Here is a 25687-nt window from a genome sequence, read left to right as displayed (position 1 = left end):
CTCTTAACTTTTAACCTTCACCGTTCGCATCATCGGCGTCTTTCGGCGCCAGACGACCGCGAAAATCAATCAGGCTGTCGACGATGGCCAGGACCACCAGCAACGGATAGATCAGCTGCATGAACAGCAACAGCGTGACGTACAACCCCACCAGCCAGAATTTGGCCAGTCGCTTTTGCGCCACCAGCCCGTGAATCAGGGCCAGCCCGGCGAAAACCAGCGGTACGCTGCACAACGGTACAAGCATGGACATCTGGACACCGAGATTCGGTGACACAACCATGCCCGCCAGCAGCAACATCGCGGGACCCAGCGGGATTCGGACGGCGCGAAACTCGCGACCAAAACCACCGGGGTTGTACAACAACGCCTGCCAGTAGCGCCCGACAATCAGGCTCAGCACACTGACGATTTGCAACAGGGCCGCAATCAGGCCGGTCAGGATCGGTGTAATCAGGGACGCGAAACGCGCTTGCTCGTCTACCGACATCTGCTGGTAGACATCACCGAGTAACGACGGCATGACTTTTATCAAAGCCTGCGCCAGCATCTCGATCTGGGGACCAAAAGCCATCCCCAGCACCACTGAAAACACCACTCCCATCGCTATGCTGACCAGCAGCACGCGGTTCCAGGACTCGCTTGCGCGCAAAACCAACGCAAGGCTCGCAGACCCCAGCAGCACCAGAAGTGCCCGTGGGTCGTCGGAGTAAAGCCACCAGATCAATGCCGGCAGCAGTCCCAGAGCAAGAACGCCGAGGGCGTCCTTCAATCCGCGCCGCAGGAGCACAAGGCATCCGGCGGCAGCACCCAACCAATACAACAACGGCAATGCCGCGCATCCAGCCACTACGAGAGTGGCCTGCATACGGCCCCGCATGATGAACTCAGCTAAGGCACGCATACATTCAATCCTTTGCTACGTGTCGACTGCCCGGTCTCAGCGGCCGTGGCTGTCGGTGTAGGCCAGCAGGGCCAGGAAGCGGGCGCGCTTGATAGCGGTGGCCAGCTGACGCTGATAACGTGCTTTGGTACCGGTGATGCGGCTTGGAACGATTTTGCCGGTCTCGGATACGTAGGCTTTCAGAGTGTTGAGATCTTTGTAATCGATCTCTTTCACGTCTTCAGCGGTGAAGCGGCAGAATTTACGACGACGGAAGAAACGTGCCATTTGATAGGCTCCTTAAAAGGTCCGTGGATTACTCGTCAGCGTTATCGCTGTTGTCGCTGTCATCACTATCAGCGCTTTCAGCGCCTTCGTGCTCAGGACGGTCGCGACGCTCACGGCGCTCACTGCGGTTTTCTTCAGCCTTGAGCATCTCGGATTGGCCGGTAACGGCTTCTTCGCGACGGATGACCAGGTTACGGATCACTGCATCGTTGTAGCGGAAGTTGTCTTCCAGCTCGGCCAGGGCCTTGCCGGTGCACTCAACGTTCAGCATCACGTAGTGAGCCTTGTGAACATTGTTGATTGCGTAGGCCAGTTGACGACGGCCCCAATCTTCCAGACGGTGGATTTTGCCGCCGTCTTCTTCGATCAGCTTGGTGTAACGCTCAACCATGCCGCCGACTTGCTCGCTTTGATCCGGGTGGACCAAAAAGATGATTTCGTAATGACGCATGAATGCTCCTTACGGGTTGTAGCCTGCCGCTCAAAAGCGGTCAGACAAGGAGTGAATGACACTTATGGACTTGAGGACGCTAGACACGTGGGTGCCTGCCATCACAGCAAGGGGCGCAATTGTAGAGAAGGGGCGTGGGAGGCGCAAGGGAATTGGTGATTATTTGAACAACCCCCTATCTTTGCCCTTGCACAAAACCAATGTGGGAGCGGGCTTGCTCGCGAATACGGTATCACATCCAGCATTTTCGCTGAATGACACTCCGTTTTCGCGAGCAAGCCCGCTCCCACATTTTGATCGCGTACGACTCAAGCCTTTTTGGCGGCAGCCTTGGCTTTGACGCTGCGCTGACGCTGCGCTTCAAACAGGCAAACACCGGTCGCCACGGACACGTTGAGACTGCTGACGCTACCGGCCATCGGCAGGTTCACCAGGTAGTCGCAATGCTCGCGGGTCAGGCGACGCATGCCTTTGCCTTCGGCGCCCATGATCAGGATGGTCGGGCCGGTCAGGTCCTGGTCATACAGGCTGACCTCGGCTTCACCGGCCGTACCGACAACCCACAAACCACGCTGCTGGAGTTTTTCCAGGGTGCGCGCCAGGTTGGTCACGGCCACCAACGGAATCACTTCCGCGGCACCGCAGGCGATTTTTCGTACAACAGGAGTCAGGGTCGCTGACTTGTCCTTCGGCACGATCACGGCCAGCGCGCCCGCCGCATCGGCGGAACGCAGGCAGGCGCCAAGATTGTGCGGATCGGTCACACCGTCGAGCACCAGCAACAACGGCGCGCCGTCGGTGCGATCAAGCAACTCGTCAAGCATCGCCTCGCCCCAGACCTGGCTCGGACTCACGTCCGCGACCACGCCCTGGTGCACGCCTTCAACCCAGGCGTCCATTTCGCGGCGCTCGGCCTGGCCGACCTGGACGCGGTTTTCGTTGGCCAGCTCAATCAGCGTCTGGACCCGAGGGTCATTGCGACCTTCGGCCAGCCAGATCTGCTTGACGCGTTTCGGGTGATGACGCAACAACGCTTCTACAGCATGCACGCCATAGATTTTTTCCAACTGACTCATGGCTTGGCCTTAGGTTTACGCGCCCCGCCACTCTTGGCTGGAGCCGAGCCCGCTTTTGGCGGGCCTTTACGATGTTTGCTCGGTTTGGCTGGCTTGCCGCCGGCAGCCTTTTCAGGCGCCGACCGTCCGGTCTTTCCCGCAGACGCCGCTTTACCGCCGCTTTTCGCGCCGGCGAGCAACGCCTGCTTCATTTCACGGCTCTTGCGCACTTCAGCGTTTTTCGCCGCCGCATCACTCGGGCGATAAGCCTCGACGGCCTTTTCCTTGGCAGGACGACGACCGGTTTTCGCCGGGGCCGGCTCTGCTTCGGCTTTCGCTGCAGGCGCTGCGGTTTCGGTGCCACGCTTTTTGCGGCCGATCGGCGCGCTGATGGTTTTTTCAGCCATCTCGAAGTCGATCTTGCGCTCGTCGAGGTCGACGCGCATGACCCGCACTTCAACGGTGTCGCCCAGGCGGAAACTGCGACCGGTACGCTCACCGGCCAGGCGGTGGTGCACAGGGTCGAAGTGGTAGTAGTCGCCCGGCAGCGCGGTGACGTGCACCAGGCCTTCGACGTAGATGTCGGTCAGCTCGACGAACAGGCCAAAGCCGGTGACGGCAGTGATCACACCCGGGAACGACTCGCCCACGCGATCTTTCATGAACTCGCACTTGAGCCAGTTCACCACATCGCGGGTCGCTTCGTCGGCACGGCGCTCGCTCATCGAGCACTGCTCGCCGAGCTGCTCCAGGGCCGCCTCATCGTACGGATAGATGCGCGCTTTCGGAATGGTCATCGCACCGGCACGGCGAACGTGCGGAGTGTCCTGCTTGGAATGGATCACGCTGCGGATCGCCCGGTGCGTGAGCAAGTCCGGGTAGCGGCGGATCGGCGAAGTAAAGTGGGTGTACGCCTCGTAATTCAGGCCGAAGTGGCCCTGGTTATCGGCGCTGTACACCGCCTGGCTCAACGAACGCAGCATCACGGTCTGGATCAGGTGGAAATCCGGACGATCCTTGATGCCGGCCAGCAACGCCTGGTAATCCTTCGGCGACGGGCCGTCCTTGCCTTTGTGCAGGGACAGGCCGAGCTCGCCGAGGAAGGCGCGCAGTTTTTCCAGGCGCTCCGGTGGCGGGCCGTCGTGCACGCGGTACAGCGCAGGAATCTCGTGCTTCTTGAGGAATTCGGCGGTGGCCACGTTGGCCGCCAGCATGCATTCTTCGATCAGCTTGTGCGCGTCGTTGCGGATGGTCGGACGGATTTCCGCGATCTTGCGCTCGGAACCGAAGATGATCCGGGTTTCCTGGGTTTCAAAATCGATCGCGCCACGTACATGACGAGCGGCCAGCAACACTTTGTACAGCGAATACAGCTGTTTGAGGTGTGGCACCACATCGGTGTATTCGCCACGCAGCTTGCGCGCTTCGGTGGCTTTCGGCGTTTCCAGCATCGCGCTGACCTTGTTGTAGGTCAGGCGGGCGTGGGAGTGGATCACCGCTTCATAGAAGCAGTAGTCGGTCATCTCGCCGGATTTGGAGATGGTCATCTCGCAAACCATGGCCAGGCGATCGACCTGCGGGTTCAGCGAGCACAAGCCGTTGGACAACTGCTCAGGCAGCATCGGAATCACGCGCTCGGGGAAGTACACCGAGTTGCCGCGAACCTGCGCCTCGGCATCCAGCGCCGAACCGAGCTTCACGTAGCTGGATACGTCGGCAATCGCCACGTACAACTTCCAGCCGCCGGAGAACAGGCGCAGCTTGCCCGGACGGGCTTCGCAGTAGACCGCGTCATCGAAGTCGCGGGCATCTTCGCCGTCGATGGTGACGAACGGCAGATGACGCAGGTCGATGCGTTTCTCTTTGTCTTTCTCTTCGACTTCCGGCTTGAGCTTGCCGGCCTCCTTGAGCACGGCGTCAGGCCAGACGTGCGGAATGTCGTAGGTACGCAGGGCAACGTCGATTTCCATGCCCGGCGCCATGTAATTGCCCACGACTTCAACCACGTCGCCTTGCGGCTGGAAGCGTGGCGTCGGCCAGTGAGTGATCTTCACTTCGACGAACTGACCGATCTGCGCGTTGGCGTTACGGCCCGGCGTCACCAGCACTTCCTGCTGGATCTTCGGGTTATCCGCGACAACGAAACCGATACCGCCTTCTTCGAAATAGCGACCGACGATGGTCTCGTGGGCACGGGACACCACTTCGACGATCATGCCTTCGCGGCGCCCGCGACGGTCCAGCCCGGAAACACGCGCCAGTGCACGGTCGCCGTCGAACACCAGGCGCATTTGCGCCGGGCTCATGAACAGGTCGTCACTGCCGTCGTCCGGCACCAGGAAACCGAAGCCGTCGCGGTGACCGCTGATGCGACCCAGGATCAGGTCGAGCTTGTCCACCGGCGCATACGTGCCGCGACGGGTATAGATGAGTTGAGCATCGCGCTCCATGGCGCGCAGGCGGCGGCGCAGGGCTTCGATCTGGTCTTCCGTGGTCAGACCAAACTCTTCGACCAGTTGCTCGCGGTTAGCAGGCGAACCCCGATCAGCAAGGTGCTGAAGGATCAGTTCGCGGCTAGGAATGGGGTTTTCATATTTTTCCGCTTCACGAGCGGCCTCGGGATCGAGGGACTGCCAATCGGCCATTAGAGAGTTTTCACCTTGTCTATATACGGGTTAGTTTGGCATAGGCGTAATGAAACGGGAAATTTCAGGCTAAGACGCCCCATCTAAAGCCCTGTATCGACACCAGAATGTTGATTTGAATACCACTGGTGAAATTTTTCAGGTTTTTTTGGTGTCGGGGGTTTACAGTTAAAAAGACGCTCCGTATAGTGCGCGCCATCGACGACGGACAACGTTGCCGATACTGCCCAGATGGTGAAATTGGTAGACACGCCAGCTTCAGGTGCTGGTGACCGCAAGGTCGTGGAAGTTCGAGTCTTCTTCTGGGCACCAATTTCGAGCTTGAGATTAGTTCAATTTCAAGGCTCACACAAAAACCCGCGAAAGCGGGTTTTTGCATTTTCGAGATCTGGTTCAAGCATTTTTGAGATCTGATTTAATAATTTTAAATCAGGGGTTTACAGATCAAATTGCGCTCCGTATAGTGCGCCACATCAACAGCGGCAACGCTGAAGACGAAATGCCCAGATGGTGAAATTGGTAGACACGCCAGCTTCAGGTGCTGGTGACCGCAAGGTCGTGGAAGTTCGAGTCTTCTTCTGGGCACCAATTCAAATTCAAGGTTACGGCCTTGGATTTCACAGAAACCCGCGAAAGCGGGTTTTTGCGTTTCTGGCCTTTGAAAAGCATACGCCCCCTGTAGGAGCTGCCGCAGGCTGCGACCTTTTGATTTTGGTTTTTAAGATCAAAAGATCGCAGCCTGCGGCAGCTCCTACAAGGTCAAAGCGCCTCGCAAGGCCCATTTGAGAAACAATATCGTTTATCATTGTTGCAAGTTTTTGCAATGCGACAGTGAGGAACCCTGCGAATGATGTTTCGAAATACCCTGCGCCGCGGCCTGACCACCACCCTGCTCGGCCTGGCACTCGCCACTCCCCTCACCCAGGCTGCCGACCCTGTTTCCCTGACCCTCTATAACGGCCAACACAAGGAAGTCGGCGACGCGGTCGCCAAAGCCTTCGAAGCCAAGACCGGCATTCACGTCAATGTGCGCAAAGGCAGCAGCAACCAGCTCGCCAGCCAGGTCGTCGAAGAAGGTGACCGCTCCCCCGCCGACGTGATCTACACCGAAGAGTCGCCGCCCCTGAACAAGCTTGGCGAGCAAGGCCTGCTGGCCAAGGCCGACGACGCCACGCTGGCGGTCCTGCCCAAGGACTATGTCGCCGCTGACAGCACCTGGATTGGCGTCACCGCCCGGGTGCGCGTCGTCGCGTTCAATCCTAAATTGATCGACGAAAAAGACCTGCCGAAGTCGGTGATGGAATTTTCCGATCCAAAATGGCAAGGCAAGGTCGGCTTCGTACCCACCAGCGGCGCGTTCCAGGAACAAGCCGTGGCGATCATCAAGGTGCATGGCATGGAAGCAGCCGAAGAATGGCTGACCGGCCTGCGCGCCTTCGGCAAGACCTACAGCAACAACATGGTCGCCCTCAAAGCCGTGGAAAACGGCGAAGTGGCGACGGTACTGGTGAACAACTACTACTGGTTCGCCTTGCAGCGTGAAAAAGGCCAGCTCGATTCGAAACTGCATTACTTCACCGGCGGCGACGTTGGCGGCCTGATTACCGTATCGAGTGCGGCCGTGCTGAAATCCAGCAAACATCCAAAAGAAGCCCAGCAATTGCTCGCCTACATGGCCAGCGAAGAAGGCCAGCGCGTGATCACCCAGACCACCGCCGAATACCCGCTGCACAAAGGCATGCAATCGGATCGCGGCCTCAAGCCTTTCAGCGAGCTGCAAGCGCCGAACGTCACGCCCGCCGACCTGGGCAATGCCGAAGAAGCCCTGGAACTTGAACGCGAGGTTGGCCTGAACTGATGAGCGCCTCGCTATCCGCCTCCGCCACTCATGGGCGGTACGTGCCAGGGCGCAAGCGGCCTTCCACCTGGCTGGTACTGCCGGTTCTGCTCCTGGTGGTGCTCAGCTTGCTGCCCTTGGCTTACGTCGGCCTGAAGGCCTGGCAAGCGGGTTGGGCCGAGGCGCTGCACTTGCTGTGGCGGCCTTATGTGTTTGGCCTGTTGCGCAATACCCTGGCGCTGATGATCGGCGTTACGCTGGCCTGCGGCGTGATTGGCCTGTCGCTGGCCTGGCTGCTGGAGCGCAGCAGTCTGCCGGGGCGGCGCTTGTGGGGCGTAATCCTGTGCTTGCCGTTCGCCGTGCCGGCGTTTGTCAGCAGTTTTACCTGGGTATCGCTGAGCGCGCATTTCGAAGGGCTCGGCGGGGCGATTTTGGTGATGAGCCTGTCCAAATACCCGCTGATCTTTTTGCCGGTGGCGGCCACCCTGCGCAATCTCGACCCCTCGCTGGAAGAGTCTGCCCGCACCCTGGGGCAGAATCGCTGGGGGGTATTTTTCCGCGTCACCCTGCCCCTGCTCTGGCCTTCGCTGCTGGCGGGGTCGCTGCTGATTGCCCTGCACATGCTGGTGGAATTCGGCGCGCTGTCGATCATCGGCCTGCAAACCTTCACCACCGCGATCTATCAGCAGTTCGAGCTGGAGTTCAGCAACGCCAACGCCGCGATGCTCTCGGCGGTGCTGCTGGCGCTGTGCCTGATGTTGCTGTGGCTGGAACTGCGAGTTCGCGGTAAGGGCCGGCACGTGCGTACAGGCCAGGGTGCGGCGCGACAGGCAGAACAGGTCCGATTGGGCCACTGGATGGTGGCCGGGCAGCTCTACTGCCTGTTGCTGGCGATCATCGGCAGCGGCATTCCGCTGGGGATGCTGGCCTACTGGCTGGCCGTGGGCTCGTCGGCGGCATTCCCGGTGGCAGCCATCGGTGAGGCGTTGCTCTCGTCCCTGGCGTTGTCATTGGGCGGCGCGGCGCTATGCCTTGTCCTGGCGGTGCCGGTGGGATTGCTGGTGGTGCGCTACAAAGGCCGGCTGGCGATCTGGGCCGAACGCCTGCCCTATCTGCTGCACGCGCTGCCAGGCCTGGTGATTGCGCTGACCCTGGTGTATTTCGCGTTGCACTATGTGCCAGTGCTGTACCAGACGTCGGCGCTGCTGCTGATCGCTTACGCGCTGCTGTTCTTGCCGCTGGCCCAGGCGCCTATTCGCACGGCGCTGAACAAGGCGGCACCGCAACTGGAAGAGGCCGCGCGCACATTGGGCGCGTCTTCGTTCAGCGCGTTTTGCCGGGTGACGTTGCCGATCATTTTCCCGGCGTTGGGGGCGGCGTTTGCGCTGGTGTTCCTGGATGCGATGAAGGAGCTGACGGCGACCTTGCTGTTGAGCCCGACCGGGCTTAATACCCTGGCTACCGAGGTCTGGGCGCATACCGCGAACGTGGAGTTTGCGGCGGCGGCGCCTTATGCGGCGTTGTTGATTCTGGTGTCGGGGTTGCCGGTTTATTTGCTGACGACTCGGATGTATTTGAGCCGTTGAGGCCGTCATCGCGAGCAAGCTCGCTCCCACAGGTTCGATGGATCAACTGTGGGAGCGGGCTTGCTCGCGAAGGGGCCAGGCCAGGCAATACATCAAGCCCTGAACTGCCCCAGGCTCGCTTTCAGCTGCGCCGCCAGGCCATCGAGCACTTTGCCGCTGGCAGTGGTTTCCACCACCGCCTGGGCCGCCTTCTCGGCCTGCACATGAATAGTCTCGACCCGACCACGCACCGCCTGGGCTCCGCGGGCCTGGTGCTCGGCGGCCTGGGTCGCCAGGCCGATCGCCGTGTGCACCTGCTCGACCGAAGCCTGCACTGATTGCTGCAACCGCGCGCTGTCACGCAGGACCAACAGGCCCTCGCTGGCCTGACGCCCGGCCTGGCCGATGGCCGCCACGGCTTCGCGTGCGCCTTGCTGCAACGCCACGATGTGCGCCTGGATATCGCCGGTGGAGCTTTGCGTCTTGCTCGCCAATGCGCGCACCTCATCCGCCACCACTGCAAAGCCGCGCCCGGTTTCGCCAGCGCGCGCTGCTTCAATGGCCGCGTTCAGCGCCAGCAGGTTGGTCTGCTCGGCAATCCCGTGGATCACCGTCAGCACCACCTCGATCTGTTCGCTCTGCTGCGCCAGGCGCTCGATCACTTGCGCGCCGGTTTCGACCTGGCCTGCCAACGCTTCGATCAGGTTGCCGACTTTGGCCGAGGTCCGGGTGTTTTCGTCGGTGGCCTGGCGAATATCCACCACCTGCTTCAACGCCGCTTGCATGGCATGGCTTTCAGATTGTGCTTCATCCGCCATTCGCGACAGGGCCCGCAGGCTTTCCGCCACCTCATCGCGCTGCATGCCTGCCGCCGCATCGGCCCCGGCGTTACGCAACGTCATGGCACCGATTTCCACACCGGTACGCTGAGCGACATCACCCGCCTCGCGCACGATCGGCTGCAATTTATCCACAAAGCGATTGACCGCCGAAGCCATATCACCGATTTCGTCCTTGCTGCTGATCTGCACGCGCTTGGTCAGATCGCCCTCGCCCGCCGCCAGGTCATCCATGGCGACAATCAGCATCTTCAGGCGATTGACCACTCGACGCCCGAGCACCACCGCCAGCAACAGCAGGACACCAAAGCCCACCACGGCCAGACTCACACCGATACGCCAGCGCAAGGTTGCTGCGGCCTCCTGCACGGTGCTGGTGGTGTTGGCTTTCATTTCAGCGGCTGTGGACTGGGCCGATTGCAGACGCGCACGCATGGCGGCTGCACTGTCCGCCGCCGCGCCTTTGAGGCTGTCACCCACCAGCTGGTCGCCGCTGGCGATCAAGGCCGAGAAGCGCTTGTCCAGGGCTGCCAGATCAGCCTCCACCGAGGCCGTCGAGACGCCCATCAGGACCTTGCCGATTTCCACGCCATTCGGGTTGATCGATGCCTCGATGTAGAAGACCGACGGATCGTTCTTCGCCGCATCCAGCACCTTGTCCAGCGCACGCTCGCCCTGGCCTTTTTCCAAAAGGGCCTTGTTGATCGGGTTTTCCCGGTTGAGGTAACGCGTCAGGTGCTGGCCGGTGGCGTCGTCATACACCACGAACAGGACGTTGGGGTTGCGCTGGGCCCGACGGGCGAACTCGGACAAGGTCGGAACGTCGTTGTCCCACATGGCACGAGGAGCCACCGAGGCCAGAAGCTGCGCCATGTCGCTGGCGGAATCCTTCAGGTCTTTTTCCAGGGTCGCACGCAACTGCGCCTGCTCGTCCTTCAGCCGTGTAGACAAGCCAGCCGTGAGGCGCTGACGGGTACTGGCAGACAGGCTGTCGAGGCTCGACGTGACTTCACGTCCCGCCTGCTCGAGTTCACCGGAGAGTTTTTGGCTGTCCGCGCCCAAGCGCTGACCGAGATCGGCCTCCAGCGCGGTCACGGTGCTCCGGGTCAGCGCGACGGCCACCAGCACCTGCACCAAAAGGGCGATACCGAGGGTAACGAATACGGGCCGCAACAAACGGCTTTGTAACAATGAGAGAACGGCCGACACTTGAAATCCCTCTGCATTAGCGCCATTAAATTGATGGCACGCCCGAAAATGACGCTTTAGGCAAAGCTAATAGCAAAGGTCATGCCGTTCGACAGGCATAAACGACAAAGGCCCCTATTGAGGGGCCTTTGTGTTTTACATCAACAGCTTATCAAGCGAACGGATGGCGCAGAACGATGGTTTCGTTGCGGTCCGGACCCGTCGAAATAATGTCGATCGGCGCGCCGATCAGCTCTTCGACGCGTTTGATGTAAGCACGGGCGTTAGCTGGCAGCTCTTCCAGGGTTTTGGCACCCACGGTCGACTCGGTCCAGCCCGGCACTTCTTCGTACACAGGCTGCAGGCCCACGTAGCTGTCAGCATCAGTCGGGGCAACGGCGTTGCCTTCTGCATCTTTATAGCCGACGCAGATGTTGATGGTTTCCAGACCGTCGAGCACGTCCAGCTTGGTCAGGCAGATGCCCGAGATGCTGTTCACGTCGATAGCGCGACGCAGGATAACGGCGTCGAACCAGCCACAGCGACGGGCACGGCCGGTAGTTGCGCCGAACTCGTGACCTTGTTTAGCCAGGTGCGCACCGACTTCGTCGAACAACTCAGTCGGGAATGGACCCGAACCTACACGCGTGGTGTAAGCCTTGGTGATGCCCAGGATGTAGTCCAGGAACATGGGGCCAACACCCGAACCGGTCGCTACGCCGCCAGCGGTGGTGTTAGAGCTGGTCACGTACGGGTAGGTACCGTGGTCGATGTCCAGCAGGGAGCCTTGGGCGCCTTCGAACATGATGTCTTTGCCAGCGCGACGCAGGTCGTGCAGCTCGGCGGTCACGTCCAGCATCAGCGGCTTGAGCAGCTCCGCGTATTCTTTGCATTCGGCCAGGGTCTTTTCGAATTCGATGGCTGGCTCTTTGTAGTAACCCACCAGCATGAAGTTGTGGTAATCCACCAGTTCACGCAGTTTGTCTTCAAAGCGCGGCATGTTGAGCAGGTCACCCACACGCAGGCCACGACGTGCAACCTTGTCTTCGTAGGCCGGGCCGATGCCGCGACCGGTGGTGCCGATCTTCAGCTCGCCGCGGGCCTTTTCACGGGCCTGGTCCAGCGCTACGTGGAAGGACAGGATCAGTGGGCAGGACGGGCTGATACGCAGGCGCTCGCGCACCGGTACGCCTTTTTCTTCCAGCTTGGTGATCTCGCGCAGCAGGGCGTCAGGTGCAACCACCACGCCGTTGCCGATCAGGCACTGCACGCCTTCGCGCAGTACGCCCGACGGGATCAGGTGCAAGACAGTTTTTTCGCCATCGATCACCAGAGTGTGACCTGCGTTGTGGCCACCCTGGTAGCGCACTACGGCGGCAGCATGTTCGGTCAGCAGATCAACGATCTTGCCTTTGCCCTCATCACCCCATTGGGTGCCCAGGACTACGACATTCTTACCCATAACACTTGTCCTCATTCGCGCAAACTTGGTGCCGGCGGCAGCCGGCAGGAAAACTCAAGAAGCCAGTGGCGATACTTGCCAAAGCCCGTTCTGCTGAATCAATTGCCGGTCGCAGTCCGCTTCACGGGCGGCGGCCAATGGCTGCCCAGGCAACGCCTGGACGACACGCTGACCCTCACTGCGCAACTGGCAAACCTGCTGCCAGAGTGCCGCATCCGTACTGTCAGGCATCCAGATACCGCCAGACGGTAGCTCGATCTCAGCACGCCCCAGGGTCACCAGGGTTTTCAAATCGGTGGAGAAGCCGGTGGCCGGACGGGCACGACCGAAGTCGGCGCCGATGTCGTCGTAGCGACCGCCCTGGGCGATGGACTGGCCAACACCCGGAACGAACACTGCGAACACCACACCGGTGTGGTAGTGGTAACCGCGCAGCTCGCCCAGGTCGAAGTACAGCGGCAGCTCCGGGAAACGCACGGACAGACGCTCGGCAATCGCCAGCAAGTCATCCAGTGCCGCCAGCACCGGGGCCGGGGCCTTGGCCAGTCGCTCACGCGCGGCCGCCAGCACTTCACGGCCGCCACACAGATCGACCAACGCACGCAGCATGCCCGACAGATCAGCCGGCAAGCCTTCGGTCAAGGTAATGACCTCGTCGATGGCCTTGCGTTGCAACGCATCGAACAACTGTTGTTCAACTTCGCCGGACAGACCGGCGGCGCGGGCCAGGCCGCGGTAGATACCGACATGCCCCAGGTCCATGTGCACATCCGGCACATCGGCCAGTTGCAGCATGGCAAGCATCAGGCTGATGACTTCCACGTCGCTGCTCGGGCTGGCATCGCCATACAACTCGGCGCCCAACTGGATCGGGCTGCGCGAGGACGACAAGGCACGCGGCTGGGCATGCAGCACGCTGCCGGCGTAACACAGGCGGCTCGGACCTTCGCGACGCAGGGTGTGCGCATCGATGCGCGCCACTTGCGGCGTGATGTCGGCACGGAAACCCATCTGCCGGCCCGATTGCGGGTCGATGACCTTGAAGGTCCGCAGGTCCAGGTCCTGGCCCGCGCCGGTCAGCAGGGATTCCAGGTACTCGATATGGGGAGTCACGACAAACTCGTAACCCCAGCTCTGGAACAGATCCAACACCTGACGACGCGCAACTTCAATGCGCGCCGCTTCAGGTGGCAGTACTTCTTCGATGCCATCTGGCAGAAGCCAGCGGTCTACCGTTGCCATTACGCCTTCCCCTGTATCCGGGCGGTCAGCCTTTGGCCGAGCCTTGAGTGAAGCAGAAAATGATCAGCCCATGGTCATAAATCGGACGCAGGAGCAACGAAGCGAAACGCCTGCTACCGGCTTCGCCAATCACTTTCCTCGAAAAACCTGTCGAGCATTCAGCTCGGGCACCTGCACAAAACAGCAATCAAACGTGCAGACGCAAAAAAGCCGGGAATTTCCCGGCTGCCGCATCATACACACGTTTTCCCAAAGGATCACCCCGCCAGAGGTTTTAGCCGCCCGGCGGGATGAATCAGGTCAACGTCGTATCAAGGCTTGGCTTTTTCCAGGTAGTGGAAGAAGTCACTGCTTGGGTCCAGGACCATGACGTCGGATTTGTTCGCGAAGCTTTCACGGTAGGCGCGCAGGCTACGGTAGAACGCGTAGAACTCCTGATCCTGACCGTAGGCCTTGGAATAGATCGAAGCGGCCTGGGCGTCACCGTCACCGCGAATCTCTTCAGATTCACGATAGGCTTCGGCCAGCAGCACGCGGCGTTGACGATCGGCGTCGGCACGGATGCCTTCAGCCAGCTCGTTACCCTTGGCGCGGTGCTCGCGAGCTTCACGCTCACGCTCGGTGCTCATACGTTCGAACACGCTGCGGTTCACTTCCTTCGGCAGGTCGATGGTCTTGACCCGAACATCGACAACCTCGATGCCCAGCTCCTTTTCGGCCATCTTGTTCAGCGAAGCGGTGATATCCGCCATCAGCGCATCACGCTCACCGGACACCACTTCGTGCAAGGTGCGCTTACCGAACTGGTCACGCAGGCCCGACTCGAGACGACGGGACAGACGCTCGTCGGCAATCTGCTTCAGACCGGAAGTCGCGGTGTAGAAACGCTCGGCGTCCTTCACCCGCCACTTGGCGTAGGCATCGACCATCACGGCTTTCTTTTCCAGCGTCAGGAAGCGTTGCGTCGGTGCATCCAGCGTCATCAGGCGTGCGTCAAATTTACGCACCTGGTTAACGTAGGGCACTTTCACATGCAAGCCTGGCTGAACATCGGCCTGGACCACGCGACCGAACTGCAGCAACACCGCACGCTCGGTCTGAGCCACGATGTAGAAGCAGTTCCAGGCAGCGATCGCCACGACGACGCCGACAATAAGGGCGATCAGCGATTTATTGCTCATCAGCGACTCTCCCTGGTACGTGCTTGCTGTTGCTGCAGATCAGCTGCCGCACGCGCATTCGCTTCATTGCTGCTGGCTGCCGCACCGGTCACCTGGGTGCTGGTGCTGCGACCACTTTCGACCATCTTGTCCAGAGGCAGGTACAGCAGGTTGCTCTGGCCATTCTTGTTGCCGGTCACGAGAACCTTGCTGGTGTTGCTGAAGACTTCCTGCATGGTGTCCAGGTACAGACGCTGGCGGGTGACTTCAGGTGCCTTGCGGTACTCGGCGACCAGTTTGGTGAAGCGATCGGCCTCACCCTTGGCGCGCGAGACGGTTTCGTCACGGTAGCCATTGGCATCTTCAAGGATGCGCTGGGCCTGACCACGGGCTTCCGGCACGACGCCGTTGGCATAGGTTTCAGCCTGGTTGCGCGAACGCTGCTCGTCTTCACGGGCGCGGATCACGTCATCGAAGGCTTCCTGCACTTCACGCGGTGCCGCTGCGCTCTGTACGTTGACCTGGGTGACGGTGATACCGGTGCGATAGGTATCCATGAAGCGTTGCAGGCGCTCCTTGATTTCGCTGGCCATCAACTCACGACCTTCGGTCAGCACCTGGTCCATCGCGGTGGAACCCACCACATGGCGCAGGGCGCTGTCGGTCGCGTGCTGCAGGCTGATTTCCGGCTGATCGACGCTCAGCACGAAGTCCTGCAGGTTGCTGATCTTGTACTGCACGGTCAGCGGCACTTCGACGATGTTCTCGTCTTCAGTCAGCATTTGACCCTGCTTGGTATACGCCCGCTCACGCGTGACGTTTTCCATGTACTTCTTGTCGATCGGCGGGAAGTAGATATTCAGGCCGGGACCGACGGTTTCGTAGTACTTGCCGAAGCGCAGCACCACAGCTTGCTCCTGCTCGTCGACGACATAGACCGCGCTGTACAGCCAAACGGCCGCCAACACGACCAGGCCGATGCCCAGCAGGCCGCCGAAGCCGCCGCTCTTGCCCGAACCGCCCCCATCATCCCCGCGTTTCTTGCCACCACCGAACAACCCGTTCAGGCTTTCCTGCAGCTTTCGGAAGGCCTCGTCGAGATCTGGTGGTCCCTTGCGGTCGCCGTTATTGCGGCGCTTGCCACCCCATGGATCCTGATTATTCGAGTTGCCACCCGGCTCATTCCAAGCCATAGCGCTCTCCATCTGATAAAGCAAAGACGCACCCACGGCGCGCCGACCAATGCTACAGAATGCCTGTCACCACGGCACAACCGCTTTCTCAGGCTTTTATTGCAAAGTGTGTTGCTCGATGAATTCCATCGGCTGCAATCCTTCGCGGCTTACCAGTCGATTCAACTCGACCCGGGGCAAACGAACGGCCAGCAAACTGATGCCTTCTTCGTCGTGCTCTTCTTTTTGCACCGCACCGAGTTCGAAAAACTGCGCACGCAGTCGGGCGAATCGTTGCGGCAAGCGCAGGGTACCGATAAACAAATCACTGCCAAGCAATTCGGCAATGGCTTGCTCAAGCAATTCCAGACCAGTGCCATCACGCGCCGACAGCCAGACCCGCTGGGGTTTGCCATTTTCGTCGCGCTGGATTTGTGGCTCAACGCCTTCAAGCAAATCGAGTTTGTTATAGACCTCGAGGATCGGCAAGTCCTGGGCACCAATCTCGCCCAGCACCACCATCACCTGCTCGATCTGCAACATGCGATCCGGTTCCGCCGCATCGATCACGTGCAACAACAGGTCGGAGTTGCTCGACTCTTCGAGGGTAGACCGAAATGCCTCGACCAGCTTGTGGGGCAAGTGGCGAATGAAACCTACCGTGTCCGCCAGGACAATCGGCCCCAGATCGTCCAGATCCAGACGACGCAGGGTCGGGTCCAGCGTGGCGAACAACTGGTCAGCCGCGTAGACGTCGGATTTCGTCACATTGTTGAACAGCGTGGATTTACCGGCGTTGGTATAGCCCACCAGCGACACGGTAGGGATATCCGCACGCGAACGACCACGGCGCGACTGTTCGCGCTGGCTGCGCACCTTCTCCAGCCGGCCCTTGATCTGGCGCAGGCGAACCCGCAGCAAGCGGCGGTCGGTTTCCAGCTGGGTTTCACCCGGGCCACGCATGCCGATACCGCCACCCTGGCGCTCAAGGTGAGTCCAGCCGCGAACCAGCCGGGTGCTCATGTGGTCAAGCTGGGCCAGTTCTACCTGGAGCTTGCCTTCATGGGTACGGGCGCGCTGGGCGAAAATATCGAGAATCAGACCGGTACGGTCGATCACGCGACACTCGAAAACACGTTCGAGGTTACGTTCCTGACTGGGCGTGAGGACGTGATTGAAGATCACCAGATCGGCTTCTTCGGCTTTGACCAGGTCGCGCAGTTCCTCGACCTTGCCGCTGCCAATCAGGAATTTGGCGGTTGGCCGATGACGCGGCACGTTAAAAAACGCAACGGTCTCGGCGCCGGCCGAATTAGCCAATTCCTGAAACTCCTGCGGGTCTTCGCGCGCCTCAGGGTCCTGTCCATCCAAGTGAACGAGTATGACTCGCTCACCACCACCGTGGCGCTCAAAGAACAAAGGAGACTCCTATCAGGCGTTACCTGGCTCAGCATCACCCGCTTCCGATTCGGTTGCGCTAGGCAGACGAATTGGACGAACCGGCACTACTGTAGAGATAGCGTGTTTGTAGACCATTTGGCTGACGGTGTTTTTCAGCAGGATAACGAACTGGTCGAAAGACTCGATCGTACCTTGCAGTTTGATACCGTTGACCAGGTAGATGGACACCCCAACTTTCTCTTTACGTAAAGTATTCAAGTAAGGGTCTTGTAGCGAATGCCCTTTTGACATGTGCCGCACTCCTTTAAGGATTCAAAATAAAAAAATAGGTAAACAGATGGCTTTGGCCGCCCCACCCCCAAGGATAGACGGCAATTGCAAGGACTCAGCTCAATATGGAGATGGTCCCCAGGTATTTCAAGGCGCGCGGCAGATTGTCGCAATCGAGGCTGTCCAGCCAGTGTAAATCAGCCCAACTGCGAAGCCAGGTGAACTGGCGCTTCGCCAATTGGCGCGTGGCAATGATTCCACGCTCCTGCATCTCGGCTGACGTCAGCTTGCCATCCAGGTAATCCCAGACTTGGCGATAGCCTACCGCACGTATAGACGGCAACCCGGTATGCAGGTCACTTCTATTACGCAGGGCTACGACCTCGTCAATGAACCCCTGTTCCAACATTAAGGTGAATCTTTGTTTAATTCGTTCGTGCAGTACCAGGCGATTCGCCGGAGCAATGGCCAAGTTCGCGACAGTATAGGGCAATTGTTGCCGTCCCGAAGCGGCTGCTTCAGTACTTTGCGCAGATTGTTGCAAGCGTAGCTCGGTCATGCTCTGACCGCTAACACGAAAAACTTCCAGTGCTCGACTCAGACGCTGGGGATCGTTCGGATGAATACGCGCCGCGGAAACCGGGTCAATGATCGCCAACTGATCGTGCAACGCCTGCCAGCCAAGGCGGGCGGCCTCTTCCTCGATCTGTGCGCGGACATCCGGATCGGCGGCCGGCATATCCGCGAGCCCTTCGATCAAGGCCTTGTAATAGAGCATCGTGCCGCCCACCAACAGCGGAATCTTACCCCGCGCGGTGATCTCAGCCATGGCTTGCAGGGCATCGCGACGGAAATCCGCCGCCGAATAAGCCTCGGCCGGATCGAGAATATCGATCAAACGGTGCGGAAACTCCGCCAACAGCTCTTTTGATGGCTTGGCGGTGCCGATGTCCATTCCGCGGTAGACCAGCGCCGAATCGACGCTGATCAGCTCGCAAGGCAGGACCTTGGTGAGTTCGATGGCCAGGTCGGTCTTGCCGGCGGCGGTCGGGCCCATCAGGAAAATCGCAGGAGGGAGCTGGCTCATCAACGACCGCGCAAGAACAGTTTGTCCAGATCGTCCAGGCCCAGCTGGGTCCAGGTCGGTCGGCCATGGTTGCATTGACCGCTGCGCTCGGTGTTTTCCATGTCACGCAGCAGACCGTTCATTTCCGGCAGGGCCAGACGCCGATTGGCCCGGACCGCACCGTGGCAGGCCATGGTCCCGAGCAGTTCGTTCAGGTGCGCCTGGATCCGGTCGCTGGTGCCATATTCCATCAGGTCGGCCAACACGTCACCCACCAGGCGATTGGCCTCAGCCTGTTTGAGCAAGGCCGGTATCTGCCGAATGGCCAGGGTTTCCGGACCGAGACGCTGCAGCTCGAAGCCCAGGCGCTGGAACCAGGCAATGTGTTCTTCGGCGCAATCGGCTTCACGCTGGCTGACCGCCAGGGATTCGGGCACCAGCAGCGGTTGCCCGCTCAAGCCCTCGCTGGCCATGGCGACTTTCAGGCGTTCGTACATGATCCGCTCATGAGCGGCATGCATGTCCACCAGCACCAGCCCCTGGGCGTTTTCCGAGAGGATGTAGATGCCCTTGAGCTGGGCCAGCGCATAGCCCAGCGGCGGGATGTCGTCCTGTCCGGCTGGCAGCGCAACCGCGTTGGCCTCGGGCAACGGCGCGAAGAACTCTCGATAGGCCGCCTGCGCTTCTGCAGCCGGAACCGCTGACTGCGGTCGCGGAGTGTATTGATACTGATATCCGGCGCCAGAGCCTGAACCGGCTGGCGCATTGAACGACGGCTGGGCCTGGGGTTGCTCCAGCAGCGCATTGGCGGCCAGGCGCATTTCGCCCTGGGGCCCAAACTCACCGGCTTCGAGGCCGGTAGGCCGGACGATGGCCGTGGTAACCGGCGCCGCCAGCTGATCGTCGGGCCGCACATCGCCCAAGGCACGGTGCAAGGTGCCATAGAGGAAATCATGGACCATACGCCCTTCACGGAAGCGCACTTCGTGCTTGGTGGGGTGCACGTTGACGTCGACGCCCGTTGGATCGACCTCGAAAAACAGCACGAACGTCGGATGCCGGCCATTGAACAGCACGTCGCGATAAGCCTGGCGCACGGCGTGGGCCACCAGTTTGTCGCGCACGGCACGGCCATTGACGAAGACATACTGCAAATCCGCCTGGCTGCGGTTGAACGTCGGCAACCCGACCCAGCCCCACAGGTGCAGGCCATTGCGTTCGATTTCGATCGGCAGCGCCTGCTCCAGGAAACCCGGCCCGCAGATGGCCGCCACGCGCCGGGCGCGAGCCGCGTCGTCGTGGGCTTCGTGCAGGCTGAGGATGGTCTTGCCGTTATGGCGCAGGTGAAAGGCCACGTCGAACCGCGCCAGCGCCAGGCGCCGGATGACTTCCTGCAGGTGATCGAATTCGGTTTTTTCGGTCTTGAGAAACTTGCGGCGCGCCGGAGTATTGAAGAAAAGGTCGCGCACCTCGACCGAGGTGCCCACCGGATGGGCCGCGGGTTGCACCCGGGGCGCCATGTCACGGCCTTCGGTTTCGACTTGCCAGGCCTGGTCGGCATCACGGGTGCGAGACGTCAGGGTCAGGCGCGCCACTGAACTGATCGATGCCAGGGCCTCACCACGAAAACCCAGGCTCATGACCTGTTCGAGGTCTTCCAGGTTACGGATCTTGCTGGTGGCGTGGCGCGCCAGGGCCAGCGGCAGGTCATCGGCGGAAATGCCGCTGCCATCGTCGCGCACCCGCAACAACTTGACGCCGCCCTGCTCCACATCGACATCGATGCGCTTCGCACCGGAGTCAAGGCTGTTTTCCAGCAGCTCCTTGATCACCGAAGCCGGGCGCTCGACCACCTCACCCGCAGCAATCTGGTTCGCCAGTCGCGGGCTGAGCAGCTCGATGCGAGCGCCGTTGTTCACGACCTGATTCATTCTTTGGCCGCCAGATCATTACCCGGGATGGTCAGGTGCTGACCAATCTTCAGCTCATCGCTCGACAGGTTGTTCGCACTGCGCACAGCGGCTGGAGAAACTTGATAACGCACGGCGATCATCGCCAGCGTCTCGCCCGGGTTGACCCGATGGTCACGGGGGCCTTGGGCGATCTTCCCGGAGTCACGCAGCCAGGCAACGTAGGTGCCCGGTGGCGGGTTCTGCTGGAAGAACTGGCGCACGCCACTGCTGATGGAACGTGCCAGCGCCTGCTGGTGGCTCGCGGCAGCCAGTTTCGAGGCCTCGTTGGCGTTGGAGATAAACCCGGTTTCGACCAGGATCGACGGGATGTCCGGCGACTTCAGCACCATGAACCCGGCCTGCTCGACCCGTTGCTTGTGCAACGGCGTGACCCGGCCGATGTTGCTCAGGACTTTCTGGCCGACATTGAGGCTGGAGGTCAGGGACGCGGTCATCGACAGATCGAGCAACACACCGGCCAGCATGCGGTCCTTGTCGTCGAGGCTGACGTTGCCGGCACCACCGATCAGGTCGGAACGGTTTTCACTGTCGGCCAGCCAGCGCGCGGTTTCCGAAGTGGCGCCGCGATCGGACAGGGCGAACACCGAGGCACCGAAGGCCGCGGTAGAGGGTGCGGCGTCGGCGTGAATCGAGACGAACAGGTCGGCGCCTTTCTTGCGGGCGATTTCCGTACGGCCACGCAGAGGAATGAAGTAGTCGCCGGTGCGGGTCAGCTCGGCACGGAAACCCTTCATGCCATTGACCTGGCGCTGCAGTTCGCGAGCGATGGCCAATACCACGTCTTTCTCGCGCTGACCGCGGGAGCCGGAGGCGCCCGGGTCTTCGCCACCGTGACCGGCGTCGATCACCACAATGATGTCGCGCTTGCCAGCCGGTGCTGGCGGCAACTTGATGGCCGGCTCCGAGGGCGTGACCGGCACGGCCGGCACTGTGGCGACCGAAGGGGTTGGCGCTGGCGGCGGCGCGGCGTCGGCCGGGTTGTCGAACAGATCGACCACCAGTCGATTGCCATACTGGGCGTTGGGCGCCAGGGAGAAGCTTTTTGGCGTCACGGCCTTTTTCAGGTCGATGACCACCCGCAGGTCGGTCGGCGTACGCTGCGCCGAGCGCATGGCGGTGATCGGGGTGTTCGCGCTGTTGACGTTCAACGGCGCACCGAGGCTCGCGCCATTGATGTCGATGACCAGGCGATCCGGGGACGTCAGCGTAAAGACGCTGTGCTGCACGGGGCCGGTCAGGTCAAACACCAGTCGCGTGTTATCCGGCGCCCGCCACAGGCGAACACTGTTGACCTTCGTCTCGGCCACAGCGTCGACGGTCACCGCCAGAAACAACACCCCTACGGCAGCCACCAACGCGCGAAAGCGCATACCTAACCCCATCATCTATTTGGATTCCAATGCCAATGCGGCACACCAGGCCTCGCCACGCGAGCCCTGGGATAAAATTTTCAGCGAACGCCCGCTGTCTTGCGGGCTAATGGTAATGGTCAGGTCGGGCTTTGGCAAAAAGCCTGCACCTTTATCGGGCCACTCGATCAGGCACAGGGCATCGTCTTCGAAATAGTCGCGGATGCCGAGAAACTCCAGCTCCTCCGGATCGACCAGGCGATACAGGTCGAAATGGAAGGCGCGGATGTCGCCGATCTCGTAGGGCTCGACCAGGGTGAAGGTCGGGCTCTTGACCGCGCCGACATGCCCCAGGCCCCGGATGATACCCCGGGACAAGGTGGTTTTGCCCATGCCAAGATTACCTTCAAGGAAGATCAGGCCATGCCCCTCGGTGATACGGGCGATGCGTGCGCCAAAGTCGCTCATGGCCTGCTCATCGGCCAGGTACAGGGTTACTTCAGACACGGTGCTTGCTCCTCCAACAACTGACGAATGGCTGGTATCAGATCACTGGCCGCCAGCCCACGGCCCGATTTTCCTTGTTGCTCACCGGCGTTGGCGTGCAGCCAGACCGCCAGGCAAGTCGCGTCAAACGCCGCCATGCCCTGTGCCAGCAGTGCACCGACCAGACCGGCCAACACATCACCCAGCCCCGCGGTGGCCATCGCCGGATGGCCCTGATGGCACAGGGCAAGCCGCCCGTCAGGGCAGGCGATCAGACTGCCGGCGCCCTTGAGCACGACGACTGCGTTGTATTTTTTGCTCAGTGCATGAACCGCCGCCGGGCGATCCGCCTGAACCTCGGCCGTGCTGAGCCCGAGCAACCGCGCGGCTTCCCCCGGGTGCGGCGTGATCACACAGCCCTTGGGCAAGCTGACCCGGCCCTCGGCCAGCAGGTTCAACGCATCGGCGTCCCAGACTTGCGGCAGGGGTGCGTTGGCGGCCGCCGATAACAGGCTTCGTCCCCAGGCGCCCTGCCCCAGTCCAGGGCCAACCACCAACACGGACACCTTTTGAAGCAAATCCATTAATTGATTGGCCGACGTTGTGCCCAACACCATCGCCTCAGGGATCCGCGCCAGCGCCGCGGGCACATGCTCGGGACGGGTCGCCACCGAGACCATGCCCGCACCACTGCGCAGTGTGCTTTGCGCGCTCAACAGGATCGCCCCGCCCAAACCGCGGTCGCCACCGATCAGCAGGACATGGCCGAACCGACCTTTATGGGAGGCCGGGGCTCGAGGGTTCAGGGGCGGCAGATTGCCAGCCATGAGGCGACGGGCAGTGGTCGGCGCGCCCTCCAGCAGCTGCGGATCGGCGTGCAGGTCGTTAAACACCAGCTCACCCACGACATCCGCCGCATCACCGGTGAACAAGCCCAGTTTCAGCCCGATAAAGGTCACGGTCAGATCGGCTCGCACCGCGCAACCGAGGATGCGACCGGTATCAGCGCAAAGCCCCGAGGGGATATCCACTGCCGCCACGGGAAGGCCGCTGGCGTTGATCGCGGCGATGACACTGGCGTACGGCTCGCGCACCTCGCCAGTGAGGCCGGTACCCAGCAATGCGTCCAGAATGATTCCACGCAAGTCCGATTGCGCACTCCATGCATCGATCACAACCTTCTCAGCTACCGCTTCGGCATGGGCCGAAGCCGCATCACCTCGCAGTTGCTGCGGATCGCCCGCCGCCAGCACCCGTACCGTCCACCCGGCACGCTTGGCCAGCACGGCGACCAGATAACCGTCGCCAGCGTTATTGCCGTGACCGGTAACCACCGTCAGTTCGCTGGCCGTCGGCCATTGCCGGACCAGCGCCCGCCAGGTGGCTCGCGCAGCGCGCTGCATCAGCTCGAAGCCCGGTGTGCCGGCCGCGATCAGGCTCGCATCGAGCCCGCGGACCTGCGCGGCGCTGTACAGCGCGTCGGGTAAATCATCTTTAGCGTGCGGCATGCGTCTATGGGCTCCGATGTCTGGCAGAATTATACGCACCTCAGCTCCGGTTTCTCTCGCCTCATGCCCGCTATTACCACAGATTTGCCCGCCCTCGCCCAATCCATCAAGGACTGGGGCCGCGAGCTGGGCTTTCAGCAAGTCGGCATCAGCGGCCTCGATCTCGCCGAGCATGAGCAGCACCTGGAGCGCTGGCTCGCTGCCGGCTACCATGGCGAAATGGAGTACATGGGCGCCCACGGCAGCAAACGCTCGCACCCCGAAGAACTGGTGCCGGGCACTTTGCGCGTGGTGTCGCTGCGCATGGACTACCTGTCGGGCGATACCAGAATGGCGCAACTGCTCGCCCAGCCGGAAAAAGCCTACGTCTCGCGTTATGCCTTGGGCCGCGATTACCACAAATTGATCCGCAAACGCGTGCAACAACTGGCGGACAAGATTCAGGCAGAAATCGGCCCGTTTGGTTTCCGGGCTTTTGTCGACAGTGCCCCGGTCCTGGAAAAAGCCATCGCCGAACAGGCAGGCCTGGGCTGGATCGGCAAAAACACCCTGGTCTTGAATCGCAAGGCTGGCAGTTATTTCTTCCTCGCCGAGCTGTTCGTCGACCTGCCGCTGCCGGTGGACCCGCCCCATGCCACCGAACACTGCGGCCGCTGCAGCGCCTGCCTCGACATCTGCCCGACCAATGCCTTCGTCGGGCCCTATGTGCTGGACGCCCGGCGCTGCATTTCCTATCTGACCATCGAACTCAAGGGTGCGATTCCGCAGGAATTGCGGCCGCTGATCGGCAATCGGGTGTTCGGTTGCGATGATTGCCAGATCGTCTGCCCGTGGAACCGCTTCGCCCGCCCGTCCGGGGAAAACGACTTCAAGCCACGGCACAACCTGGACAACGCCGAACTGGCCGAGCTGTTCATGTGGGACGAGGATAAATTCCTGAGCAGCACCGAAGGCTCGCCGCTACGCCGGACAGGGTACGAGAACTGGCTGCGCAACCTGGCCGTCGGTCTCGGCAATGCACCTTCAACCATTCCGGTGCTGGAAGCGTTGAAGGCCAGGCGTGAACATCCGTCCGAATTGGTCCGCGAGCATGTCGAGTGGGCGTTGCAGCAACACGCCGAGCGTCAGGCCTCGTCGTTGTAGACGAATTTGGGCATTTCCCAATGGAAGCGGATCGCCAGCAAGCGCAGCAGGAAACCGCCGAACAGAGTGATCAAGATCGCCTGCTCTCCCGGCAAGTTCAGGTATAGGCAAAACATGTAGCACCACGCCGCCGCGAACGACACGCTGGCGTACAGCTCGCGCCGGAAGATCAGCGGAATATCATTGCAGAAGATGTCCCGCAGGATGCCACCGAAAACGCCGGTGATCACCCCGCTGACCGACGCGACCAACATGCCATGCCCCATTTCCAGGGCGGTCATGCAGCCGATCAGGGTGAACGCCACCAGACCGACGGCGTCGAGCACCAGGAACAATGAACGCAGATGGCGCATCCAGCGCGCGGTGAATACCGTGATCATCGCCGCGATAGTGGTCAGCACCAGGTATTCCGGGTGTTTCACCCAGGTCAGCGGATAGTGGCCAAGCAACACATCGCGCACCGAACCACCGCCCAGCGCCGTGACGCACGCGATCAGCACCACGCCGAACCAGTCCATGCCGCGACGACCGGCAGACAGCGCACCGGTCATGGCCTCGGCGGTGATGGCGATCAGGTAGAGCATCAGCAACATGGTGGCGATCCTTGCAAAAAGGCGCGCAGTCTACGCACTTCGCCGAGGCACCAAAAGAGGGCGCCGCCATCTGTAGGGGCCGGCTCGCTGGCGATAGCGTCTTCAAAGCCC

Annotated in this window: 21 protein-coding genes and 2 tRNA genes; 5 read left to right on the top strand and 18 right to left on the bottom strand. The window is 61.1% G+C overall.

Going from position 1 to position 25687, the window contains the following annotated elements:
* Positions 1–10 precede the first annotated feature (10 nt).
* From DKB71_RS03210 to rnr, 5 genes are all read right to left on the bottom strand, one after another.
* Positions 11–904 carry a hypothetical protein gene (locus DKB71_RS03210; protein WP_046819829.1) on the bottom strand — a complete coding sequence of 298 codons (894 nt, stop codon included), beginning with the start codon at positions 902–904 and terminating at the stop codon, positions 11–13.
* A 36-nt stretch (positions 905–940) separates the two neighbouring features.
* Entirely contained in the window at positions 941–1171 is a 231-nt protein-coding gene (gene rpsR, locus DKB71_RS03205) for a 30S ribosomal protein S18 (protein ID WP_002551829.1), read from the bottom strand.
* Positions 1172–1199: 28 nt separating this feature from the next.
* On the bottom strand, positions 1200–1622 hold the full coding sequence (rpsF, locus tag DKB71_RS03200) for a 30S ribosomal protein S6 (RefSeq protein ID WP_003217491.1): 423 nt from the start codon (positions 1620–1622) through the stop codon (positions 1200–1202).
* A 308-nt stretch (positions 1623–1930) separates the two neighbouring features.
* The gene (gene rlmB / locus DKB71_RS03195) at positions 1931–2698 is read right to left on the bottom strand and encodes a 23S rRNA (guanosine(2251)-2'-O)-methyltransferase RlmB (RefSeq protein WP_408599601.1); all 768 of its coding nucleotides are present in this window, start codon (positions 2696–2698) and stop codon (positions 1931–1933) included.
* On the bottom strand, positions 2695–5322 hold the full coding sequence (gene rnr / locus DKB71_RS03190) for a ribonuclease R (protein WP_274076806.1): 2628 nt from the start codon (positions 5320–5322) through the stop codon (positions 2695–2697). The genes rlmB and rnr overlap by 4 nt, the downstream gene beginning before the upstream one ends.
* Positions 5323–5547: 225 nt before the next feature.
* On the opposite strand from rnr, the gene DKB71_RS03185 reads away from it, so the two are divergent.
* From DKB71_RS03185 to DKB71_RS03170, 4 genes are all read left to right on the top strand, one after another.
* Positions 5548–5634 (top strand) — tRNA-Leu (locus tag DKB71_RS03185).
* Between the two features lie 189 nt (positions 5635–5823).
* Positions 5824–5910, top strand: a tRNA-Leu gene (locus DKB71_RS03180).
* Positions 5911–6169: 259 nt separating this feature from the next.
* Positions 6170–7180: an extracellular solute-binding protein gene (locus tag DKB71_RS03175; RefSeq protein ID WP_274076805.1), complete on the top strand. Its 1011-nt coding sequence runs from the start codon at positions 6170–6172 to the stop codon at positions 7178–7180.
* Positions 7180–8745, top strand: a complete 1566-nt coding sequence (locus DKB71_RS03170) for an ABC transporter permease (protein ID WP_408599600.1) — start codon at positions 7180–7182, stop codon at positions 8743–8745. Before DKB71_RS03175 ends, DKB71_RS03170 begins: the two co-directional genes overlap by 1 nt.
* A gap of 92 nt (positions 8746–8837) precedes the next feature.
* Here the strand turns inward: DKB71_RS03170 and DKB71_RS03165 are convergent, their stop codons facing one another.
* The 12 genes from DKB71_RS03165 to DKB71_RS03110 all read right to left on the bottom strand — a co-directional run bounded on the left by DKB71_RS03165 (position 8838) and on the right by DKB71_RS03110 (position 23840).
* Positions 8838–10772, bottom strand: coding sequence for a methyl-accepting chemotaxis protein (locus tag DKB71_RS03165; protein ID WP_274076803.1), 1935 nt, complete (start codon positions 10770–10772; stop codon positions 8838–8840).
* A 151-nt stretch (positions 10773–10923) separates the two neighbouring features.
* On the bottom strand, positions 10924–12213 hold the full coding sequence (locus DKB71_RS03160) for an adenylosuccinate synthase (RefSeq protein ID WP_016984782.1): 1290 nt from the start codon (positions 12211–12213) through the stop codon (positions 10924–10926).
* Positions 12214–12267: 54 nt separating this feature from the next.
* Positions 12268–13455, bottom strand: coding sequence for an ATP phosphoribosyltransferase regulatory subunit (locus tag DKB71_RS03155; RefSeq protein ID WP_090328525.1), 1188 nt, complete (start codon positions 13453–13455; stop codon positions 12268–12270).
* A 311-nt stretch (positions 13456–13766) separates the two neighbouring features.
* Positions 13767–14636 (bottom strand): protease modulator HflC, encoded by an 870-nt coding sequence (gene hflC / locus DKB71_RS03150; RefSeq protein ID WP_090465431.1) that lies wholly within the window; start codon positions 14634–14636, stop codon positions 13767–13769.
* Positions 14636–15808: an FtsH protease activity modulator HflK gene (hflK, locus tag DKB71_RS03145; protein WP_323607459.1), complete on the bottom strand. Its 1173-nt coding sequence runs from the start codon at positions 15806–15808 to the stop codon at positions 14636–14638. The genes hflC and hflK overlap by 1 nt, the downstream gene beginning before the upstream one ends.
* Positions 15809–15904: 96 nt before the next feature.
* Entirely contained in the window at positions 15905–17206 is a 1302-nt protein-coding gene (gene hflX / locus DKB71_RS03140; RefSeq protein WP_046819838.1) for a ribosome rescue GTPase HflX, read from the bottom strand.
* Between the two features lie 12 nt (positions 17207–17218).
* Entirely contained in the window at positions 17219–17479 is a 261-nt protein-coding gene (gene hfq / locus DKB71_RS03135) for an RNA chaperone Hfq (RefSeq protein WP_007902656.1), read from the bottom strand.
* A 94-nt stretch (positions 17480–17573) separates the two neighbouring features.
* Complete coding sequence (miaA, locus tag DKB71_RS03130) at positions 17574–18545, bottom strand: tRNA (adenosine(37)-N6)-dimethylallyltransferase MiaA (protein ID WP_408599599.1); 972 nt, start codon at positions 18543–18545, stop codon at positions 17574–17576.
* Complete coding sequence (mutL, locus tag DKB71_RS03125; RefSeq protein ID WP_408599598.1) at positions 18545–20455, bottom strand: DNA mismatch repair endonuclease MutL; 1911 nt, start codon at positions 20453–20455, stop codon at positions 18545–18547. The genes miaA and mutL overlap by 1 nt, the downstream gene beginning before the upstream one ends.
* Positions 20452–21882, bottom strand: a complete 1431-nt coding sequence (locus DKB71_RS03120) for an N-acetylmuramoyl-L-alanine amidase (protein ID WP_408599597.1) — start codon at positions 21880–21882, stop codon at positions 20452–20454. The genes mutL and DKB71_RS03120 overlap by 4 nt, the downstream gene beginning before the upstream one ends.
* Positions 21883–22353, bottom strand: coding sequence for a tRNA (adenosine(37)-N6)-threonylcarbamoyltransferase complex ATPase subunit type 1 TsaE (gene tsaE, locus DKB71_RS03115; RefSeq protein WP_274076797.1), 471 nt, complete (start codon positions 22351–22353; stop codon positions 21883–21885). It abuts the gene before it with no gap.
* Positions 22341–23840, bottom strand: a complete 1500-nt coding sequence (locus tag DKB71_RS03110; RefSeq protein ID WP_408599596.1) for an NAD(P)H-hydrate dehydratase — start codon at positions 23838–23840, stop codon at positions 22341–22343. Before DKB71_RS03110 ends, tsaE begins: the two co-directional genes overlap by 13 nt.
* Positions 23841–23903: 63 nt before the next feature.
* Between DKB71_RS03110 and queG the strand changes: the two genes are divergently transcribed.
* Complete coding sequence (gene queG / locus DKB71_RS03105) at positions 23904–24983, top strand: tRNA epoxyqueuosine(34) reductase QueG (RefSeq protein WP_408599595.1); 1080 nt, start codon at positions 23904–23906, stop codon at positions 24981–24983.
* Here the strand turns inward: queG and DKB71_RS03100 are convergent.
* The gene (locus DKB71_RS03100) at positions 24965–25576 is read right to left on the bottom strand and encodes a trimeric intracellular cation channel family protein (protein ID WP_274076794.1); all 612 of its coding nucleotides are present in this window, start codon (positions 25574–25576) and stop codon (positions 24965–24967) included. The genes queG and DKB71_RS03100 overlap by 19 nt on opposite strands.
* Between the last annotated feature and the right edge of the window lie 111 nt (positions 25577–25687).

Origin of the sequence: Pseudomonas sp. PLMAX (assembly GCF_046042685.1) — a bacterium.
Lineage (GTDB): Bacteria > Pseudomonadota > Gammaproteobacteria > Pseudomonadales > Pseudomonadaceae > Aquipseudomonas > Aquipseudomonas putida_AE.
The sequence above is the reverse complement of the archived record's forward strand: the minus strand, read 5'-3'. Positions and strand labels throughout refer to the sequence as shown.

Bases quoted from the DNA above. Each gene is read 5' to 3' on its own strand.
- mutL (WP_408599598.1), bottom strand. From the start codon at position 20,455: ATGAATCAGGTCGTGAACAACGGCGCTCGCATCGAGCTGCTCAGCCCG.
- rlmB (WP_408599601.1), bottom strand. From the start codon at position 2,698: ATGAGTCAGTTGGAAAAAATCTATGGCGTGCATGCTGTAGAAGCGTTG.
- hfq (WP_007902656.1), bottom strand. From the start codon at position 17,479: ATGTCAAAAGGGCATTCGCTACAAGACCCTTACTTGAATACTTTACGT.
- DKB71_RS03160 (WP_016984782.1), bottom strand. From the start codon at position 12,213: ATGGGTAAGAATGTCGTAGTCCTGGGCACCCAATGGGGTGATGAGGGC.
- DKB71_RS03155 (WP_090328525.1), bottom strand. From the start codon at position 13,455: ATGGCAACGGTAGACCGCTGGCTTCTGCCAGATGGCATCGAAGAAGTA.
- DKB71_RS03100 (WP_274076794.1), bottom strand. From the start codon at position 25,576: ATGTTGCTGATGCTCTACCTGATCGCCATCACCGCCGAGGCCATGACC.
- rpsR (WP_002551829.1), bottom strand. From the start codon at position 1,171: ATGGCACGTTTCTTCCGTCGTCGTAAATTCTGCCGCTTCACCGCTGAA.
- DKB71_RS03170 (WP_408599600.1), top strand. From the start codon at position 7,180: ATGAGCGCCTCGCTATCCGCCTCCGCCACTCATGGGCGGTACGTGCCA.
- DKB71_RS03175 (WP_274076805.1), top strand. From the start codon at position 6,170: ATGATGTTTCGAAATACCCTGCGCCGCGGCCTGACCACCACCCTGCTC.
- DKB71_RS03110 (WP_408599596.1), bottom strand. From the start codon at position 23,840: ATGCCGCACGCTAAAGATGATTTACCCGACGCGCTGTACAGCGCCGCG.
- queG (WP_408599595.1), top strand. From the start codon at position 23,904: ATGCCCGCTATTACCACAGATTTGCCCGCCCTCGCCCAATCCATCAAG.
- rnr (WP_274076806.1), bottom strand. From the start codon at position 5,322: ATGGCCGATTGGCAGTCCCTCGATCCCGAGGCCGCTCGTGAAGCGGAA.
- hflK (WP_323607459.1), bottom strand. From the start codon at position 15,808: ATGGCTTGGAATGAGCCGGGTGGCAACTCGAATAATCAGGATCCATGG.
- rpsF (WP_003217491.1), bottom strand. From the start codon at position 1,622: ATGCGTCATTACGAAATCATCTTTTTGGTCCACCCGGATCAAAGCGAG.
- DKB71_RS03120 (WP_408599597.1), bottom strand. From the start codon at position 21,882: ATGATGGGGTTAGGTATGCGCTTTCGCGCGTTGGTGGCTGCCGTAGGG.
- miaA (WP_408599599.1), bottom strand. From the start codon at position 18,545: ATGAGCCAGCTCCCTCCTGCGATTTTCCTGATGGGCCCGACCGCCGCC.
- DKB71_RS03210 (WP_046819829.1), bottom strand. From the start codon at position 904: ATGCGTGCCTTAGCTGAGTTCATCATGCGGGGCCGTATGCAGGCCACT.
- hflC (WP_090465431.1), bottom strand. From the start codon at position 14,636: ATGAGCAATAAATCGCTGATCGCCCTTATTGTCGGCGTCGTCGTGGCG.